The sequence below is a fragment of the uncultured Veillonella sp. genome, from assembly GCF_934190855.1.
Taxonomy (GTDB): domain Bacteria; phylum Bacillota; class Negativicutes; order Veillonellales; family Veillonellaceae; genus Veillonella.
On record NZ_CAKPTN010000024.1, the window covers coordinates 1 to 16891 of the forward strand.

The window sequence follows — 16891 nt, forward strand, 5'->3', positions numbered from 1 at the left end:
GCTTTTAGTTATATCGGTCACCCTCTTGTAGGGGATATATTATACGGCGCACAACCAACGGGGCAGCCGTTCCAATTGCGTGCTCAGAAGGTAGTATTTACACACATGCGCACAGGGGAGCGCATTACGGTTACCGCATAATTTGATCTGATTACATTATTGTTAACAATAGATTCGTACTATAAATTGTGAAGTCACAATACACTAAATATTCTAATTGAGAATTGAGAATTATTGATAATTCAGTAATTACAATGATTTTATGAAAATTTTTTTAAAAAATATGATGACAAATGATAATCGATAAGCTATAATAAGAATATAAATAAATCGATAGGCTTCGATTTATAGCTTAGTGAAATGAATGTAAGAGGTGTAGTATGATTTTGCAAGAAAATGGTGCAGCACGTAATCGGGGGATTACGCTTGCCAGTATAAAAGGTATTATAGGTAACGTCGTTTTAGTTATCTTTAAAATGATTATAGGCCTTGCGTCTAACTCTATTGCCATCATCCTTGATGCGGTAAACAACTTAACAGACGTATTGTCCTCTGTATTGACCATCGTTGGTACAAAATTAGCAGCCAAAGGTGCCGATAAGGAGCATCCATTTGGTCACGGTCGTATAGAGTATATGACCACTATGGCCATTGCTTTCATCATCCTTGGTGCAGGTCTTGGATCTCTTAAGGAATCCATAGAAAAAATTATTCATCCTGAGGTATCTACCTTTGATGTTCCAAGTCTCGCGATTATCGCCGTTGCTATCGTTGTGAAAGTAGTAATGGGCCGTTATATCAAGGCACAAGGCGAGAAATACAAATCTGATGCACTTGTAGCGTCTGGCGTAGATGCGCTCTTTGATGCGGTGATTACCTTTGCCACATTGGTATCTGCAGGTTTGGTATTCTTCTTTGACTTTGATATTCAAGGCTATGTAGGCGCAGCGATCTCTGTTTTGATTTTGAAAGCTGCTTACGATATTTTACGTGAAATGTATAATCACTTGCTCGGTGTTCGTGCAGACGATAACCTAGTTCGTGAAATTAAAGAAACTATCGCTCAACATCCAAATGTGGGCGGTGTATATGACTTAGTATTAAATAGCTACGGTCCTGGTGAAACAATTGGCTCTGTCCATATTTCGGTACCAGATACGATGACTATGGCCGATATCCATCCTTTAACAAAAGGTATCGCCGTTCATCTTTATAAAAAATTTGGTATTGCTATGACTGTTGGTGTATACGCTGAAAACCAACCAAGTTTAGAAGTCCTTGAAATTAGAAAGGCCCTTGATCAAGTTGTGAGCTTATACACAAATGTAGTACAAGTACACGCGTTCTACGTACAAGAAGAAAAGAAAGTTATCTACTACGATATTATCTTTGATTTTGACGAAGAAGATCCACATGGCACATTAGAAAAAATTAAAGCAGAAATGCAAAAACGCTGCCCTGAATATACACAATTTGCTATTGTAGATACTGACTTCAGTAACTAATTTAGAAAAGTATAGCTAATGTTATAAAATAAAAGACTTTTACCGATAATTGATAAACTATATCTTGTCAAAAATGGTAAAAGTCTTTTTCTTTTATTACTCCATAAAGTTAGCTATACTATAAGTACGAGAAAGGTGGTTCTATGTGGCGATGGATAAAGAAACATTTGTAAGTCTCAAAAATTAGACGGACTTGAAATTTATGCACTAAGTGCATATAATGTATTGTGTAAAATATAATTTGTTTTAGGGAGTCCTATCTAAGGAGAGATGGAATGAAAAAATTTGCTCTTACAACGTTAGCTGTAATGGCGGCCGTTGGTGTGTTGGCGGTTCAGCCTGCAGAGGCTAAAAAGGTACAACAAGATCCAGTGGAATCACTTATTGAAATGCCTATGAATGATGAAATTCAACAGGTAAATGGTGTATCCAAAGCTACTAATAAAGAGACACAACGTTTGTCTAATAAGTTAGCAGATGCTACTAAAGCTATGGTTAAAAAGAACTGGAAGACTATTTATGTTAAGGCAGTGCCTACGGGAGATAAGGCCGCTGTACGTTTCTATTATGTAGATAATAGAGGCCAAGTACATAATGGTCAAGTTATTAGAAATACAGGTTTATCTAAAGGTAAATACATGACCGGCTCTTTCCGCCAAACTGAAGCTTTACAAGAGCTAGTTAACCATTTACAACGTACAGGTCAAGAGGTACCGTCCTCTATTGATATCATCATTACACAAGGTGGATATCGCAGTAAAACAATCTTTAACTATGATGAAGATACAAGCAATTTAGCTGCGTATCAACAACAATATGAACAACAAAACTTCCCTACTATGAAGTAAAAGAAACGCCCGTGCTATGCACGGGCGTTTTGTTATTAGATTACGTAGTCGTCGGAATCGTCTTTTTTAGGTTTTTTGTAAATTTCTTTTACGCCAGCCATCTCGATAAGTTCTTCTCCAAGAGCATCTTCATCGTCCGTGTTAAGCATGGAGTAGAAGGCCCAAAGGATAACGAACCAAATTGGTGTGAACAAGAGGGCGATTCTCGTATCTTCGTTTAGTGCTAGAATAGCTAGAACGAAAACGAAGAAGGCGAGAATTACGTAATTCATTACTGGGTATAGGGGCATTTTGAATTTAGATTGTGCCGCTAATTCAGGATTTTTCTTGCGATATTTGAGGTGACAAATAACCATCATCGCCCAAATAAAGATGAAGCAGAACGTAGAAATAGAAGTAATCATAACGAATACTGCTTCTGGCATGACATAGTTAAGTACAACAGTAATCAATAATACGGCGGCAGAGAAAATCGTCGCTTGGTACGGTACGCTGCTGTGCGTTAAGCGACGCATAGAGCTTGGCGCGTGACCGCGTTTAGCAAGGGCGTAAATCATACGGCCTGTACTAAAGATACCAGAGTTAGTAGCAGATGCAGCAGAGGTAAGTACAACGAAGTTTACGATGCCTGCAGCGGCGGCGATACCAACAGCGGTAAACACAGCTACAAATGGGCTAGCAGATGGGTTAACAGCCGTCCAAGGGTAAATACTCATGATGATGGCCAAAGAGCCTACATAGAATAGAATAATACGCAATGGAATGTTGTTGATGGCCATTGGAATAACCTTTTCAGGATCTTCCGTTTCACCAGCTGTTAAACCTACAAGCTCGATGCCTGTGAAAGCAAATACAACCATTTGGAATGATAAGATAAAGCCCATCGTTCCGTTCGGGAACCATCCTCCATAATTCCACATGTTACTAAAGGCGGCGACGCCCGCATCAGTAGTAAAGCCAGTAAAAATCATGATGATACCGATAATAATGAGGGAGATGATGGCAATTACCTTGATTAAGGCAAACCAGAACTCCATTTCACCGAAATATTTTACAGCTGTTAAATTCATTAATAGTAAGGCCACTAGGACGAGTAAGGCCGGTATCCATTGTGGCAGCCATGGTATCCAGTACTGCATATAGAGGCCTACGGCCGTCAAGTCAGCCATGGCTAGTGAAAGCCAACAGAACCAGTATGTCCATCCAGTGATAAAGGCAGCTCGATCACCTAAATAATCCTCGACAAAGTCGATAAAAGAGTGGTGATTTAAGTTGGATAATAATAATTCGCCTAATGCTCTCATGATGAAGAAGCAGATAATACCTGTAATAAGGTAGGCGAAAATAATGGATGGACCAGCCAAGTGAATGGCTCGACCGGAGCCTAAGAATAAGCCTGTACCAATAGCACCGCCGATGGCGAGCAACTGTACGTGCCGGTTCTTAAGTCCCCGTTTTAACTGATGCGTATCAGACATAGTAAAGACCTCTTTTCTACAAACTATCTACAAATATAAAAAGCCATGGATAACCATAGCTTTTATAATCTATAGAATCTATAAAACTATTTTCTTATAATACGGTATCTATTGTAAAAAGTCAAATGTATTTATACAGTGGACATTTAAATAAAATAGTATTATTAATATACGAATAAAAGAGAAATTATTCATATTTTGAAACCATACTATGTCTAAAAAGCTTTTCAGGATTTGCTATAATGATATAAAGATTATTTTTTACGTATAACCGTGGAGGCTATTATGAGACGACAAGATCGCATGGTTACCAATATAGATGAAATTAAAGGTATTTTAAGTAGCACTCGTATCATTCACCTAGGTCTGATGGATGGTGAATATCCTTACGTGGTGCCCTTACATTTTGGATATGAATTTATAGATGACATACTTTATATCTATGTACACGGCCATCATGAGGGAAAGAAGTTTAATTTGATTCAAGCGAATTCTCATGTATTTATCGAAATTGATGGTAGTGATGAAGCCCTCGTTTCAGGTGGCGATATGCCATGTAAATATAGCTCGGTTTACTCTAGTGTGATGGGGCGTGGAGAGGCTACCTATTTAGATGCTATTGATGAAAAGTCTCATGGCTTACAAGTGTTGATGAAACATCAGACAGGTCGAGAGTTTACTTTTACGGAAGCCATGGTAAATTCTGTAGGTGTAGTTCAAATTAAAGTAGTAGATTATACTGCAAAACGTCGAAGACAACTAGAGCAAGATACTATTATGCCTCCATTAACTAAATAATGATACAACAATCCTACTGAACTCTATTATGATATAGCGGTCAGTAGGATTTTTTTATGCAAATAAATACAATATAGCTCTATGGCTCTCTTATTAGGAAAGGTTACCTTTACGATAGAATGAATAAAGGCTTTATGAGGTAGCACGGGCAACAGAATAATAATGGTATTTCTGATATATATAAAGAAATATATCATTATTTAAAGCATATAAATGCTTAATGAGGAGAGAATATGAGAAAAATACTATGTAAGTCTATTTTAGCTGCTATAGCTGTTGGTTTACTATCTGTAAGCTATGTATCAGCAGAGACTGTTGATCAGTCTGTATCTACTAATAATTCTGAGGCCCTATCTAATTCTAAAAATGTTACACCAAACATGGCTAATGCTTCTGTAATTATTCAACTACCAAGAGCGCAATTAGTAGGTTGGCCTTTGATGACTCAAGACAGTGCTCGTAACTTTAAGGGCGTAGTAGAGGCTACTCAGAAATTACCGTATGAGGCTGAGGTACCTAGGTATATTCCTTATGGATATCAGCTGTATACAGCGCGTCATGATCGAAATGATGTACTAGAGGTTGTATATTACAAAAGAAATGCACCTATCTATAATGATGGGAGAAAATTTATTACTAATGTTATGGCCTATCGAATGGGATATTCCTTGGATACCGTAAGAGATACAGCATATATTCCTGCTGAGTATAAAGATTTTGAATGGTCTGAACAAGGTATAGCTGGTGAGGTGTATTATACGGGTAATCCTGAAACACATATGGTTCGTAGCATTACGTGGGCAAAGGATGGTATGGCGTATTCCTTATTGTTCTTAGAACCTGTGAAAGCAGTTGATGCTGAATTCTATAAAGAACATATTGTGCCTGTTAAAACTATAGATAGCTCCCGTTATGAATTATTAGGAAACTATCCGATTACGAAGACTTTTACTAAAACAAAAGAACGAATCATTCCTTAGGAGATAAACGGGATGTAATACAAGCTGTATGTAATACACACCGTATCTAGAACAATATATTGTGTAATAGCGGTGAAATATGTAATCGCTTAACGAGGAAAGAAGATGAATAAAACTATATATAAGTCCATCTTAGCTACTATAGCTGTTGGGTTACTATCTGTAGGAAGTGTAACAGCGGATACTGTAGACACTGCTATATCTACAGATAATTCTGTATCCACTAAAACGCTTAAGTTAGGACATAATTTTAAAAATGTCGAGCCTAGAATGGATGGTTTACAGTGGCACTTTCATGATTGGCCTATAGAGAATACAAAAAAGGCGCATACTTTTAACGGAAAGTTATTAGAGGCAGTGAAGAAGCTTCCATATGAGGTTAAGGCCCCTAGTTATATCCCTTATGGCTATGAAATCTATACAGTACGTCAAGAAAAAAATGATGTGTTAGAGGTTGTATACTTTATAAAAAATTCCCAAACATATCGAGTTGGGAAGAGAAACTCTGGTAGTATTTTCGTTTATAGAATGGGCTATTCCGTGAACGATGTAAAAGATGTACCGTATGTTCCCGGTGAGTATAAGGATTTTGAATGGTCTGAACAAGGTGAAACTGGCGAGGTATATTATACAGGTGATCCAGCAGCACAACTAATCCGTAGCATTACGTGGACAAAGGACGGTATGGCATACTCCTTATTGTTCTTAGAATCTGTGAAGTCAGTTGATGCTGAATTCTATAAGGAGCATGTGGAGCCTGTGAAAATATAGATGCTCACGTAGCAAATTATTTGGAACAAAGCGGTAACGTATGTAACCGCTCAAAGAGGAGAGAATATGAAGAAAATAATAACATCTGCTGTTTTATGTGCCGCGATGGCTACGGCAGTAAGCACCTTTGGCGTACAGCCAGTTAGTGCTACATACCCGTTAATAGATAAAAATGGTAATACGGTTACTGTTGAACGAGAGGTAGATAATCAGAAAATTATCGATGATAATAAAAAACTCGCTGATCGTTATCGCTGGTATGATCAAGTTGGTGATAATGATTTAGTCGAACCTAACATTGAAAGTGTCGCCCAAGAATTTGGCTATCCTATACAAGTTCCGTCTTATATGCCTAAAGACTATGCAGTACGCGATGTAACGGCCAAGGACCATGATGTATTAGAAATCGTTTATACGGAAACAGGACATGATGGAGAATATGGTCCAAAATTAACCTTCTCTAATACAGATATTGTATATCGCATGGGTTGGGCTATCGATACAGTAGTAAAGCCTATATTAGAAAAGACAAATTACAATGCTAAGGATGCCGTTAGCTTTACTACCCCTGATGGAATCTCTGTACATACCTTAGGTCATAACAAAGACGCTATTCAAATCGCTTACTGGGAAAAAGATAATAAAGTATATATGCTTTACTTTGCTTCTTTCAGAACTCAAAACTATGTCAGCAAAATTGTAGACTCTGTAGGTCCTCTTACTAACGTAGCCGCTGATGATACTCGATTACGTGGTGATCGTAATGATGTGCAATATGTTGAAGAAAACGATGCGAAAAAGGTTAAACAAAATGATGAGCCTGAATGGCCTCCTTATGAATCGATTGGGCTGCCATTACGTACACATACAAATTCTGTGTGGCCTATACTTACTAGTAAATCCATCGGTCTACCTAGCGGTGTAATCGATGCATCTCATAAGGTGTCCTATGACGTATCGGTACCAAGTTATTTACCGCTTGGCTATACATACTATGCTACACATTTCTATGACAATGATGTATTAGAAACTGTATATTGGAAGCAAGGTAAAGAGTACCAAGAGCGCAGTGGCCGTTGGGTAACTCATACGATGGTCTTCCGTATGAGCTACTCTATGGATACTGTATGGCCTGAAGAATATATTCCAATGGAGTACCATGACGTACAGTGGACTGACTCTACCCCAATAGGTGATGTTCACTATACAGGGGATGTAGATAAGGGCTTAGTACGCAGTGTTACGTGGTACAAGGATAATATGGCGTATTTCTTGTTCTTCCAAGTGCCTGTGAAAGCATCTGAAGCAGACTTTTATAGAGAGCATGTAGTTCCGTTAAAGGATATCGATCCAAGTCGTACAGACTTAATTGGTGTAAAAACGATTCGTTAATACTAAACAGCATATAAAAAGAACCTATCTCATAGATATTTTACTGATATCTTTAGAGATAGGTTCTTTTAGTATATGTAATTTACATATATTTAGTTCTTAGCGTAGTAGTGAGTTATAGCAATAGACTGTTAGCTTTCACTAAACGCATAATTATGGGCATTCGTTAATTAGAAGAATACGTAGCGGATGATAACGAGTACCGCCAATACGTACATAATCCAGTTAACCTCTTTTGCACGACCTGCAATAATTTTAAGTAGAGGGTATGCAACAAGACCTGCAGAGATACCGTTAGCGATGCTATATGTGAAAGGCATCAAAACGATAACGAGGTATGCAGGGAAGCCTTCTGTCCAATCATCGAAGTCGATATTGCGGATAGCGCCTAACATAAGGGCACCAACAATGATAAGAACAGGAGATGTGGCTGCATTTGGCACCAAGGATACGATTGGAGCCAAGAACAAGCAGATTAAAAATAATACGCCTGTTGTAACAGCTGTTAAGCCTGTACGACCACCAGCACCTACACCTGCCGCACTTTCAACAAAGGCAGTAATCGTAGAAGTACCGAGTAACGCACCAGTACTAACACCGATAGCATCGACAGTCATGGCTTTACCAAGACCTGGGAATTTACCAGATTTAGGATCAGCAATTTTCGCTTCCGTAGCAGTACCTATCAAAGTACCCATGGAGTCGAACAATTCTACGAAGGTGAAGGAGAAGATAATCGTGATTAAGCCCATGTGGAGCGCACCAGGAATATCTAATTGAAGGAATGCAGCTTTAGAGAAATCAGGCACTGCCAATACAGTGAAGTTCTCAGGCATTGTAGAAAGACCAGTAACGTAGGAAAGAATTGTTGTTACTGCCACACCAATCAAGAGAGAACCTTGAATTTTACGAGCCATCAATAGAGCTGTAAAGATGAGTGAGAATAGAGCCAACAATGTTTCACCACTGTGCAAATTACCGAGCGTCAAGAGTGCTTCGGATGCTGGAGGTACTAAATTACCATGTGTTTGCACAACTTGGCCTAAGGAGTTTGGAGACAAACTAATAGAGATTGCCATCAAGCCGGATAATTTTAAGCCGATAATAGCGATGAAGAGGCCAATACCAACAGTAATGGCAACCTTCATAGAGGCAGGGATGCCTTCAACGATCATTTGGCGTATCGACGTAAGTGTTAATACGAGGAATACGAGACCGGAGATAAATACAGCACCCAAAGCTGTTTGCCAAGTTACGCCCATACCGAGAACTACGGTAAAGGAGTAAAAGGCTAAGAGGCCAACCCCTGGAGCGAGGGCGATTGGATAGTTTACAAATAAACCCATAGCAATCGTTACAAGGCCACCACCTAAGGCTGTAGCGATGAGGACTGCGTCTTTATCCATCCCTGCAAGACTAAGAATGTTAGGCGCCAAGAATAGGATGTACGCCATTGTGATAAACGTAGTAATACCTGCTAAAATTTCGGTTTTAACAGTGGTACCGCGCTCACTGAGTTGAAATAGTTTATCTAACATTAGATAACACCCTCCCGATATGAAATTAAAAATTATATCTAAATGAAAATATTTCGATATATGTATAGTGTACCATATTTCCCACCATTTTTTGTATGAATTTATGATATACTATAAATATATTATGAATGACTTAGAGGTTAACTTATGAAAATATCTACTAAAGGGCGTTATGCTCTACGGATATTGGCTGATATTGCAGAGCACGGGGTAGAAAAAAATGTACCCATTCGTGAAATTGCTGAACGCCAAGGATTTTCCGATAAATACTTAGAGGGGATTGTATCTCGCTTATCCTCCGCTGGCCTCGTTAAAAGTGGCCGTGGTAAATACGGTGGATATCGCTTGGTAAAGTCTCCATCTGAATACAATGTATATGAAATTTTATATGCTGCAGAGGACTCCATTGCTCTCGTATCTTGTTTAGAAGATGATGTAGAGCCATGTCCTATGTTTAACGATTGCTTGACGGCTCCATTGTGGCAGCACTTACAAGCAGAATTTCGCCATGTAATGGAACGCGTTTCATTGCAAGACGTAATGGATCACAAATTCCCAACGGAATAAATGATAGCTTAATCTAACTGTTTTAGTATAAGCACTAGTATTAGTACTCGTTAGCACCTATTGATATGGCTATCTATTAGGTAATGTATTGAAAGAGTCGCGTTTCGTATGCGGCTCTTCTTTATATATTAGTGAATTTTGATTAGCTATGTACGTTTGCTTAGACATGATTGATTGATTAGCTAAACGAGCTATGTGAGCTAAACGAGCTATGTGAGCTATGTGAGATATATGAGCTATATGAGCTATATGATTATATGGAGAGGAGGTCAAAATGAGTACAACTGTATATGATGCTCGAGGTGGCATGCGCAATGTATGGATTATTACGGCTGCCATGACGGTATTGGCCGTATGTTACACCATGATCATTCCTTTCTTACCTATCTATCTATTGGAATTAGGAGTGCCAAAGGATGACGTAGCCCTCTGGTCTGGCCTCGTCTTTGGGATTACCTTCCTTATCGCGGGCATTATGGCGCCGATTTGGGGAAAAATTGCAGATAACAAGGGCAAGAAGAGGATGGCTTTGCGAGCTGGTTTTGCGATTGCCGTTTCCTATGTTCTCATTGGTATGGTTAACAATGAGTATGAACTATTGCTAGGCCGAGCCTTTGTTGGCTTTGCTAATGGATTCTATCCGGCAGCTATGACCATGGTATCCCTCAGCGTCGACGAGAAACAGGTAGGCCGCGCTCTCGGTATTTTCCAAACGGGCCTAATTTTAGGCAATGTGGTTGGTCCATTTTTAGGTGGTGCCATTGAAAGTATCGTAGGCATGCGTCCCGTATTTTATGTATCTGGTGTTGCTGTACTTATCGCTACCTTAGCGGTATTGTTCTTTGTGAAAGAGCCAAAATTACAGTCTGCAGGCGATGCCGGAAAAGCTCAATCTGCTCAACCTAATAAATCTACATCCTTACGTGAAGATTTTAAAGCTGTACGGGAGCAGCCTGTACTAGTCCGATTACTCTGGATTTTCTTCTTTATGCAATGCGCCATCATGATGTTGCAACCGATTTTGTCCCTCTATGTAGGTGATATGCAAGGCACAATGGAAGGGGCTGCCATCATTTCCGGTACTATCTTGAGTATTGGTGGTCTAGCAGGTTCCTTAACGACGAATTTATGGGTGCGACTTGGTGAGCGTCGGGGCTACTTTAGAACGATTTCCTATTGTATGCTTGGCAGTGGCGTCGTTCTTCTACTCCAAAGCTTGCCAGTAGGGATTTGGTGGTTTGGTGTCTTACAAGTGCTAATTGGCTCTTGTATCGTAGGTATCAACCCATCCTTGAGTGCAGCGGTAACACTTAATACAGATCCAAGCTTTAGAGGTCGCATGTTTGGTATGACTACGACAGCTCAACAATTTGGATCCATGGTAGGCCCTGTATTTGCAAGTATAGTATCTACCTACATTGGCATATCCTACGTATTTAGCATTACCGGTTTGCTATTACTCTATATGGGATACCAAGCTCGGAAAATGTCTATACAACATGATTAATATATTTTACGGTGATTTAAAAGATACCTTGTCAATTGCATTAGCAGTTGATAAGGTATCTTTTTTTTATAATAGACCTTGGTTTATGAAAGCTGAATAATATGACTGATTTATATAACGCCTAAAGAGTAGGATATAATTAAAAATGATGTTAATCGTTAATCTAAGAATACTGTTTTAGTGCATAATGACAGGCTTTCATACGCTTTTAGTGAATAGCAATTCAATATGGGCTGATTGATTGCTTTTACAAAAATATTGGTATATAGTTAATTTAAGGTAAGTCATTCGTCTCACCGTGTGGGACAGAAAGGAGTTATTATGGTCCGTATCGGTCATACTGTACTCGGTGAAAAGGGTACAAAAATATGCGTGCCTATTGTGGGCACAACCATGAAAGAAATTCTTGATGCCACTGCGGTTGTATGTAATACGCCGTGTCACGTTGTGGAGCTACGCATTGACTATTACGAGCGGGCCCACTCCATTGACGCTATTATTGAACTATTAATGCTCATCAAGCCTCAATTAAAAGGTCGTGCTTTGTTGTTTACATGGCGCACAAAAGGTGAAGGCGGCGAGAAAGCTATTTCTACACAAGATTACTTTACAATGCTAGAGCGTCTTATACCGACAGGATTAGTAGATGCTATCGATATTGAGCTATTCTTTGATCAAGATAGAATGCTTAAAACAATAGAATTTGCTAAGGTACATGGTGTAACCATAGTAATGAGTAATCATGATTTTCATGGCACACCAAGCCATGAGGTTATTGTAAATCGTCTCATTCAAATGAAAGAATTCTTGGCCGATGTGCCAAAGATGGCCGTTATGCCTCATACTACAGGGGATGTGTTAACCCTTCTTGAAGCAACGGCGGAAGTTAAAGCCTTATATCCATCTGATCCAATCATTACGATGGCCATGGGACCATTGGGGGCTGTAACACGTGCTGCAGGTGCATTATTTGGTAATGCTATGACCTTTGCCTCTGCGGGCAAAGCATCTGCACCAGGTCAAATCGATGTGCATGAACTAAAACGAATTCTAGATACCATCGACGTAGATGGCGTATTCGACGAACAACAACATAAACGCGTAAAAGTACATTAAAAAGTCGGCGAGAGCCGACTTTTTATATACTCATACCTTGCGTTAGTACTTTCTTAATTATTACAGTTTTATTTTTTATAGAGTATAAGATAATATAATGTTTAGTGGCCATTTTTCGGAAATTTTGCTTATTATATTTTCCGTGATATAAAGGATACCTTTCAGGAAAAATATCAAGCGAGAATGCATTATCAATGATTTCTGATTGATGTTGAAGAATAAGGTTTAAATCTTCTGTTTTTTCTTTTAATGATAATAGTATATTTTTAAGGTCTTTCTTAGCGGTTTTAGATAGTAAAATCTTATGTCTCATAAGAGAAGGCCTTCTTTCTTTAATTCAGAAATAACATCTTCTAAAGGAGTTAGATTACCTTGCTCTATATCCGCGCATGCTAATTCTAATAGTTGATCGATTTCATCATCAGTAAGAAAATCTGCATTCATAGAGTCACAAGCGATAGGCTTGTTTACTGACTTAGGAATTGCTTTTGAAAATTGTATTTGTTTGGAGATTAGAGTAACTAATAATGATATAGTTAATCCCATTTCTTTTAAGATTGCTGTTGTTAGTGTCTTAACTTTAGGGTTGATCCGAATATTAAGAATCCCCGTTTTATCAATCTTATCAAAGGATATTTCTACCTCGTTTGCTGTTGATGTTCCGTATGTACTAGTAGTATCTGATGCTTTTAATGTAGTTCGGGGTTGTTCGTAGGTGCCGTCATTGTTGAGTGTACTTGGCGTTGGTGTTTTTTCTGTAGGAGTTGTTGGTAAAGCAATAGCGAAAGGAATGCGACGTTCTTTTATAATTTGACGAAATAGTGCGTCTAGCATGGATGTATAGGATAGGCCCTGTGCCTTTAATATGCTAGATACTTCCTGTTTTAGCTCTTCGTTGATGCGGACTTGTAGGTTTACGGTTTTCATAGTATCTCTCCTAGTATTCTTTTGGCTTGTGACTGTAATTCGTAGATCATATTGTTGAGTTTATATTAAAAGGTATTTACGTTAATCAATTCTATTTGTAATTACATTGTAATTGCAAATAGAATTTTCTACAAATATATATAATACATAGGGGAAATAAAAAAGCAGTAGTCATCCATAGGATAGCTACTGCTTTTCAGTTTATATCATAGGTATTATGATATGCGTTTTAGTTTTATCTAGAAATACAGATGTAAATGCATTTACTTATAAAAATGTTGAGGTTCTTACTAATTCAGAGGTATATGCTCTTACCGATTTATTTGTAAAGTGTTTAACAAATACGCTATACAAGCTCTTACAATAAATTTGCTTCAAAGTCTTCTAGGATAGCCGCTACTGTTTCTGGTGCATTGCGGTTATGTTCTACGATGCATTGTGCGAAGCTTTCATACATTGGTGTACGAATTTCTTCAAGCTCGCGTAAACGGTCTAGACCGCCACTAGAGAGTACACGACCGGAGGTAGATAGGTTTTCTACCGGTTGTGTTAATTGGTAAATGCGACCATTTTGGCGTAGGTGTGCGTAGTTTTTAGGTACTGTTACACAGCCGCCACCAGTGGAGATAACAAGGCCAGTTTGAGTGCCGAGTTTTGCAATCATTTCCGCTTCTTTTTCGCGGAACGCTGGTTCCCCTTGTTCCGTAATATAGGTGGAAATATCACCAATTTCTTTTTCTAGTTCTTGATCTACATCAAACCACGTGCGGCCTGTTTCTTCACCAATTGCTTTACCAACCGTTGTTTTGCCTACACCAGGCATGCCAATGAGGATGATATTTTCCTTTTCCCGGCGCATATCCCGTAAGATTTGCTCGATTTCTTTGGTGCCAAAGCTTTCACCTTGGAAATGATTAGCCGCCTCAACGCCTTGAGCCACGAGGAATGGCAGGCCATCACAGTGAGGAACATCCATCATTTCGGCTTGCAGCAGAAGAATCGTACGGCGTGGATTATAGATGAGGTCTACAACGCCTTCCAATTTAGAAAACTGCGTAATATCAATGAGGTTGGCCGGATTGTGAGGATACATACCGATAGGCGTGCAGTTAATAATAATCTGCGCTGTTTCATAATAGTTTGGCGCATCACCATAGTATGGAGCTGTTTTGCGAGATAAATGAACGATGTTTTTAGCACCTAAATCTTCGAGAGCCACGTGAACAGTAGCAGAGGAAGCACCATCGCCAAGAATGATACATTCCTTGCCAGATACATCGATGCCTGCATGTTGTAGGGTAAATACAAAACCATCATAGTCTGTATTATAGCCGTGCCATTTACCATCTTTGCGAACCATTGTATTTACACAACCGATGCGTTCGGCGCGAGGATCAACAACATCACAAGCTTCAAGGGCATTTACCTTGTAAGGGAAGGTAATATTAATGCCTTGTAATTCTTGGTCATCAAAGAACTCTTGCAATTGGCTTGGTTCGCGCTCAAATAATTCATAATTTGTATTTCCTAATGCACTGTGAATGCGAGGGGAGAAGCTATGGCCCAACGTACGGCCAAGTAAACCAAATTTCATAGGACCTCCTAGGTCAATATACATAGAATGGCTAATAGGCTGGTACCTATTAGCCATTGGAGTTTTATAACTATATTCATTGTACTATATATGCTCTTATAGGTACTAGTACAGATGAATATATTAGTTTTCAGGGTAGTTGCCGAGTAAGCGGAACTTATCTTGTGATGTGTGAAGCTCTGCTAGAACGGATAATACCTTTGGATCTGCTAAGGATGCCTCTAAATCGAGGTAGAACAAGAACTCAAAGTTATGGCCTACGATAGGGCGGGATTCGAGCTTTGTAAGGTTTACGCCGATGTTAGCAAACTTGGTAAGCAATGTACCAAGACCACCTGGAGCATGGCTGGCTGTGGTTACTACAGAGATTTTATTGGCCCCTGGGTACACATGGAAGTCCTTGCTGATGCAGATAAAGCGCGTATAGTTGTTATCACTATTTTGGATATTGCGCATCAACGGAGACAAGTTGTACAAGTCTGCACATTGAGGTGCTGCAATAGCTGCTACGCCTGGATCATCACTAGCTGCTACCATTTGTGCTGCACGAGCCGTATTATCGAAGGAACGTAATTCTACGCCCTCTAATGTATCTAGGAAGTGACTACATTGGCCCAACGCCTGAGGGTGGGATATGATGGTATGAATATCTTCTAGTTTTGTGCCCTTTTTCACGAGTAGATCGTGAGAAATCCAAAGGCGCGTACCGCGTACGATATAGCATTTGCGCTCTTCTAAGAGGTCGTATACTTCTTTTACAGAACCATTGGAGCTATTTTCGATAGGCAATACACCAAATTGACATTCGCCGGATTCCACCGCATCAAAAACGGCACGGAAGCCCGTTACGTAATGAATTTGGCTGAGGGGCAATAATTTGTCGCACGCCATTTGAGCATTGCTACCGAATACACCAGCACAAGCTACGCTGCCCCGTTGAGGCGGCAAGGTAGGAGATTGCTCAATGGCTTTTTTCATTTTTATAGTGAATTCGTTGTCTTGAAATAATTGTTCAGACTGATAGGTACGGCTCAAGCTAAATAATGCTTCGAAGAAACGGCGCGCATATAGATCGAGATCAGGGCCTGCATCTCTCGTTACTTTGTCGAGAATATCCCGTTCACGCTTGGCATCATAAATGGCTTTATTCATTTCTTTCTTTGCCGCTGCAACGTCTTTGGAGAGTTCCATGCGCTCTTTGAATAATTCGAGCATCTGATCGTTTATGTCGTTAATTTTAACGCGTACTTCATCTAAGTTCATGGTCAATATCTCCTAAGAAATCAAGAATAACGAGGGCTGTTACGGCTTCGATAACAGGTACTGCACGAAGTGCCACACATGGGTCGTGACGACCTTGAATGGTGAGCAATGTGTCCTCTTTTCGGGAAAGTGATACAGAATGTTGTTCTTTATAAATGGATGGTGTTGGCTTGATGCCTACTTGCATAACGAGAGGCAAACCATTGGTAATACCGCCTTGGATACCACCGCTATTATTGGTAGTTGTTGTAATCTTGTCGTCGTTCATGGTGAAAGCATCATTCACTTCGGAACCAAGCTTAGCACACATGTCAAATCCACCGCCGAAGGATACGCCCTTAATAGCAGGTACACCAAAGATAACGCGAGCTAAACGGTTTTCGATACCGTCAAAGTTTGGATTGCCAAGGCCAATAGGTAGGCCTGTGGCAACGACTTCAACGATACCACCTGTAGAGTCGCCGTCCTTTTTAAGCTGCATTACAAGTTTTTCCACTTCAGCCCGTTTATCTGAATCGAGCATAGCAATTGGCTCTGTAGCGATGTTACCGAGTGCTGTCATATCTGGATGAACCATATCGATAGGAGCATCTTGGAGCGTTCCCAC

General features: G+C 39.5%; 16 protein-coding genes and 1 pseudogene. 10 read left to right on the forward strand and 7 right to left on the reverse strand.

Going from position 1 to position 16891, the window contains the following annotated elements; genetic code table 11:
* From Q0F90_RS02690 to Q0F90_RS02700, 3 genes and pseudogenes are all read left to right on the forward strand, one after another.
* Positions 1–141: pseudogene (locus Q0F90_RS02690) on the forward strand (RluA family pseudouridine synthase); the annotation flags it as partial.
* A 239-nt stretch (positions 142–380) separates the two neighbouring features.
* Positions 381–1505, forward strand: a complete 1125-nt coding sequence (locus Q0F90_RS02695; RefSeq protein ID WP_296003108.1) for a cation diffusion facilitator family transporter — start codon at positions 381–383, stop codon at positions 1503–1505.
* A gap of 275 nt (positions 1506–1780) precedes the next feature.
* The gene (locus Q0F90_RS02700) at positions 1781–2353 is read left to right on the forward strand and encodes an immunity protein YezG family protein (protein WP_296003110.1); all 573 of its coding nucleotides are present in this window, start codon (positions 1781–1783) and stop codon (positions 2351–2353) included.
* A 35-nt stretch (positions 2354–2388) separates the two neighbouring features.
* On the opposite strand, the gene Q0F90_RS02705 is transcribed toward Q0F90_RS02700, so the two are convergent.
* Positions 2389–3831, reverse strand: coding sequence for an amino acid permease (locus Q0F90_RS02705; protein WP_296003112.1), 1443 nt, complete (start codon positions 3829–3831; stop codon positions 2389–2391).
* A 285-nt stretch (positions 3832–4116) separates the two neighbouring features.
* Between Q0F90_RS02705 and Q0F90_RS02710 the strand changes: the two genes are divergently transcribed.
* The 4 genes from Q0F90_RS02710 (at position 4117) to Q0F90_RS02725 (ending at position 7772) form a co-directional block, all read left to right on the forward strand.
* A complete protein-coding gene (locus tag Q0F90_RS02710) occupies positions 4117–4629 on the forward strand; it encodes a pyridoxamine 5'-phosphate oxidase family protein (protein WP_296003115.1) in 513 nt (170 codons plus the stop codon).
* A 233-nt stretch (positions 4630–4862) separates the two neighbouring features.
* Positions 4863–5609 (forward strand): hypothetical protein, encoded by a 747-nt coding sequence (locus Q0F90_RS02715; RefSeq protein WP_296003116.1) that lies wholly within the window; start codon positions 4863–4865, stop codon positions 5607–5609.
* 105 nt (positions 5610–5714) lie between these two features.
* Positions 5715–6380: a hypothetical protein gene (locus Q0F90_RS02720; protein WP_296003118.1), complete on the forward strand. Its 666-nt coding sequence runs from the start codon at positions 5715–5717 to the stop codon at positions 6378–6380.
* 66 nt (positions 6381–6446) lie between these two features.
* Positions 6447–7772, forward strand: a complete 1326-nt coding sequence (locus Q0F90_RS02725) for a hypothetical protein (RefSeq protein WP_296003121.1) — start codon at positions 6447–6449, stop codon at positions 7770–7772.
* Between the two features lie 170 nt (positions 7773–7942).
* Here the strand turns inward: Q0F90_RS02725 and Q0F90_RS02730 are convergent, their stop codons facing one another.
* The gene (locus Q0F90_RS02730) at positions 7943–9310 is read right to left on the reverse strand and encodes an NCS2 family permease (protein ID WP_296003123.1); all 1368 of its coding nucleotides are present in this window, start codon (positions 9308–9310) and stop codon (positions 7943–7945) included.
* A 147-nt stretch (positions 9311–9457) separates the two neighbouring features.
* Here Q0F90_RS02730 and Q0F90_RS02735 point away from each other — a divergent pair, with 147 nt between their 5' ends.
* The 3 genes from Q0F90_RS02735 to aroD all read left to right on the forward strand — a co-directional run bounded on the left by Q0F90_RS02735 (position 9458) and on the right by aroD (position 12500).
* The gene (locus tag Q0F90_RS02735; protein ID WP_105098147.1) at positions 9458–9877 is read left to right on the forward strand and encodes an Rrf2 family transcriptional regulator; all 420 of its coding nucleotides are present in this window, start codon (positions 9458–9460) and stop codon (positions 9875–9877) included.
* Between the two features lie 274 nt (positions 9878–10151).
* Positions 10152–11384 carry an MFS transporter gene (locus Q0F90_RS02740; RefSeq protein ID WP_296003126.1) on the forward strand — a complete coding sequence of 411 codons (1233 nt, stop codon included), beginning with the start codon at positions 10152–10154 and terminating at the stop codon, positions 11382–11384.
* A 321-nt stretch (positions 11385–11705) separates the two neighbouring features.
* Positions 11706–12500 carry a type I 3-dehydroquinate dehydratase gene (gene aroD, locus Q0F90_RS02745; RefSeq protein ID WP_296003127.1) on the forward strand — a complete coding sequence of 265 codons (795 nt, stop codon included), beginning with the start codon at positions 11706–11708 and terminating at the stop codon, positions 12498–12500.
* 22 nt (positions 12501–12522) lie between these two features.
* Here the strand turns inward: aroD and Q0F90_RS02750 are convergent, their stop codons facing one another.
* The 5 genes from Q0F90_RS02750 to Q0F90_RS02770 all read right to left on the reverse strand — a co-directional run.
* A complete protein-coding gene (locus Q0F90_RS02750) occupies positions 12523–12813 on the reverse strand; it encodes a type II toxin-antitoxin system RelE/ParE family toxin (RefSeq protein ID WP_296003129.1) in 291 nt (96 codons plus the stop codon).
* Positions 12810–13427, reverse strand: coding sequence for a type II toxin-antitoxin system RelB/DinJ family antitoxin (locus Q0F90_RS02755; RefSeq protein WP_296003131.1), 618 nt, complete (start codon positions 13425–13427; stop codon positions 12810–12812). The genes Q0F90_RS02750 and Q0F90_RS02755 overlap by 4 nt, the downstream gene beginning before the upstream one ends.
* Positions 13428–13785: 358 nt before the next feature.
* Complete coding sequence (locus tag Q0F90_RS02760) at positions 13786–15021, reverse strand: shikimate kinase (RefSeq protein WP_296003133.1); 1236 nt, start codon at positions 15019–15021, stop codon at positions 13786–13788.
* A gap of 123 nt (positions 15022–15144) precedes the next feature.
* Positions 15145–16284 carry a bifunctional chorismate mutase/prephenate dehydratase gene (locus tag Q0F90_RS02765; RefSeq protein WP_296003135.1) on the reverse strand — a complete coding sequence of 380 codons (1140 nt, stop codon included), beginning with the start codon at positions 16282–16284 and terminating at the stop codon, positions 15145–15147.
* The coding region (locus Q0F90_RS02770; RefSeq protein ID WP_296003137.1) for a chorismate synthase at positions 16271–16891 on the reverse strand (621 nt) is incomplete at its 5' end. The genes Q0F90_RS02770 and Q0F90_RS02765, both read right to left, overlap by 14 nt.

Coding starts and splice junctions, on each gene's coding strand:
- Q0F90_RS02725 (WP_296003121.1), top strand. CDS start 6,447: ATGAAGAAAATAATAACATCTGCTGTTTTATGTGCCGCGATGGCTACG.
- Q0F90_RS02755 (WP_296003131.1), bottom strand. CDS start 13,427: ATGAAAACCGTAAACCTACAAGTCCGCATCAACGAAGAGCTAAAACAG.
- Q0F90_RS02735 (WP_105098147.1), top strand. CDS start 9,458: ATGAAAATATCTACTAAAGGGCGTTATGCTCTACGGATATTGGCTGAT.
- aroD (WP_296003127.1), top strand. CDS start 11,706: ATGGTCCGTATCGGTCATACTGTACTCGGTGAAAAGGGTACAAAAATA.
- Q0F90_RS02760 (WP_296003133.1), bottom strand. CDS start 15,021: ATGAAATTTGGTTTACTTGGCCGTACGTTGGGCCATAGCTTCTCCCCT.
- Q0F90_RS02700 (WP_296003110.1), top strand. CDS start 1,781: ATGAAAAAATTTGCTCTTACAACGTTAGCTGTAATGGCGGCCGTTGGT.
- Q0F90_RS02715 (WP_296003116.1), top strand. CDS start 4,863: ATGAGAAAAATACTATGTAAGTCTATTTTAGCTGCTATAGCTGTTGGT.
- Q0F90_RS02750 (WP_296003129.1), bottom strand. CDS start 12,813: ATGAGACATAAGATTTTACTATCTAAAACCGCTAAGAAAGACCTTAAA.
- Q0F90_RS02710 (WP_296003115.1), top strand. CDS start 4,117: ATGAGACGACAAGATCGCATGGTTACCAATATAGATGAAATTAAAGGT.
- Q0F90_RS02730 (WP_296003123.1), bottom strand. CDS start 9,310: ATGTTAGATAAACTATTTCAACTCAGTGAGCGCGGTACCACTGTTAAA.
- Q0F90_RS02720 (WP_296003118.1), top strand. CDS start 5,715: ATGAATAAAACTATATATAAGTCCATCTTAGCTACTATAGCTGTTGGG.
- Q0F90_RS02765 (WP_296003135.1), bottom strand. CDS start 16,284: ATGAACTTAGATGAAGTACGCGTTAAAATTAACGACATAAACGATCAG.
- Q0F90_RS02740 (WP_296003126.1), top strand. CDS start 10,152: ATGAGTACAACTGTATATGATGCTCGAGGTGGCATGCGCAATGTATGG.
- Q0F90_RS02705 (WP_296003112.1), bottom strand. CDS start 3,831: ATGTCTGATACGCATCAGTTAAAACGGGGACTTAAGAACCGGCACGTA.
- Q0F90_RS02695 (WP_296003108.1), top strand. CDS start 381: ATGATTTTGCAAGAAAATGGTGCAGCACGTAATCGGGGGATTACGCTT.